This is a genomic window from Autumnicola edwardsiae (genome assembly GCF_031846505.1).
In the GTDB taxonomy this organism is placed as follows: domain Bacteria; phylum Bacteroidota; class Bacteroidia; order Flavobacteriales; family Flavobacteriaceae; genus Autumnicola; species Autumnicola edwardsiae.
The window spans coordinates 1-1,750 of record NZ_JAVRHP010000221.1 but is presented as its reverse complement, the minus strand read 5'-3'; the positions used below and the strand labels follow the sequence as shown (position 1 = coordinate 1,750).

Genomic DNA, 1,750 nt, shown 5'->3' with positions numbered 1-1,750 from the left:
TTGCGCGAGTCCTGATGCATTTTAAAGCGATTTATTTTTATCTGCCTGCTGTATAATCTTTTCTACGGAAGCAGCCGAGGTGAAATCATCTTCAGGAGTGTTCTTTACATAATCCAGAAGTTTTTCTACCGAAGATACAGCCACATGCGAGCGTGTATCTGAAGATGCATAGTAGATAAAAACCTTACCATCTTCATCTTTTATCCAACCATTTCCGAAGAGAACGTTAGGAACATCCCCTACTGTTTCTGTATAATTTGGAGCCATAAAATAACCTGCAGGTTGGTGGATCACCTTAGAAATATCCTCGAGGGCCGTCATAAAAAGATAAAGCGTATATCTTAGACCTCCTGCCGTGTTACGCACACCATGTGCCAGGTGCAGCCAGCCTTCTTTTGTTTTAATAGGTGCCGGCCCCAGACCATTCTTCATCTCATAAATGGTATGATATGCCTTATGATTAATGATTTTTTCGTCTTCCAGCACAGGGTTGTTCAGGTCCTTCACGTACCCAAGACCAATTCCCCCTCCTTTACCCACTTCTATAAATCCATCCTGCGGACGGGTGTACAGCGCATATTTTCCATCTACAAATTCAGGATGTAGGACAACGTTGCGCTGTTGTCCCGAATTCGAAATTAAATCGGGCAAACGTTCCCAGTTTACAAGGTCCTTAGTACGGGCAATCCCTGCATTGGCTACCGCCGCAGTAGTATCTTCAGGACGGCTTTTATCTTTTCTTTCTGTACAGAACACTCCATAAATCCAACCATCTTCATGACGCGTAAGCCGCATATCATAAACGTTAGTATCGGGCTCGTCTGTTTGCGGAAGAACTACAGGTTTTTCCCAAAACTTAAAATTATCTACACCATTAGGACTTTCTGCAATGGCAAAAAAGGATTTCCTGTCATTCCCTTCCACCCTTACAGCCAGCACATAAGCATCGTTCCATTTCATGGCACCCGGATTAAAGGTGGCGTTAATCCCAATTCGCTCAAGACCCAGCGGATTTGTTTTAAGGTTAAAGTCATATTTCCACTCCAGCGGTGCATGTGCCGCAGTAACAACCGGATGTTGATACCTCTCATAGATCCCGTTGGATATTTCCTCAGGGCGGTTTATTCTTTCAATTAGCTTTTGATGGCTTTCCAAAACTTCCTGAAAGCCGGGAAGCTTCTTTATAGTTTTATTTTCATCTTTAAAATCCATTCTTCCTTAATTTTTTCTGGTAATATTTGGTTCGGTTTTAATTTTATCCCACCAGTTTTTCTTTAAAATAACTACACTGATGATCAGGATCACACATGAGATTATAAGGGGTACATTTTCTCTGAGAATTATGTAAAACGGGATTACAACAAGAAGGGTTTGGGCTATAGTACCTATAAGCACATTAAACATATCTCTGCCAAACGCATTATTTTCTTCAAATCCTGGATCCTCCTGCTTTACTTTTTCTTTTATGGGCTTCCAAAAGCCCCAGGGTCTTGTTCTCTTATAAAATTCCATAAGCGTATCATCATCTGTTGGTCCGGCAGTATAAGTTCCTATTATACTACCCGCAATTGATATTAGCAAAATTACCGGGAAATAATAAAGGTCCAGCGTATCTGTAAAAATTGGAAAAACTAAGGCCGGTATAATCCCCGATAGCATTCCCCAAAAGTAGCCTTCACCGTTAAACCTCCACCAGTGCCATTTTAAGACATTAGACACCACGTAACTTCCATATAATGCTGAGACGATC

The 1,750-nt window shown here is 41.3% G+C and carries 1 protein-coding gene and 1 pseudogene; both read right to left on the bottom strand.

Annotated elements, in window-relative coordinates; translation table 11 throughout:
* Window positions 1-21 precede the first annotated feature (21 nt).
* The gene (locus RM529_RS17185) at window positions 22-1,212 is read right to left on the bottom strand and encodes a glycoside hydrolase family 130 protein (RefSeq protein WP_311485974.1); all 1,191 of its coding nucleotides are present in this window, start codon (window positions 1,210-1,212) and stop codon (window positions 22-24) included.
* A 6-nt stretch (window positions 1,213-1,218) separates the two neighbouring features.
* Window positions 1,219-1,750: pseudogene (locus RM529_RS17180) on the bottom strand (sodium:solute symporter); the annotation flags it as partial.

Excerpts from the sequence above, each read along its gene's own strand:
- RM529_RS17185 (WP_311485974.1), bottom strand. The coding sequence starts at position 1,212 with ATGGATTTTAAAGATGAAAATAAAACTATAAAGAAGCTTCCCGGCTTT.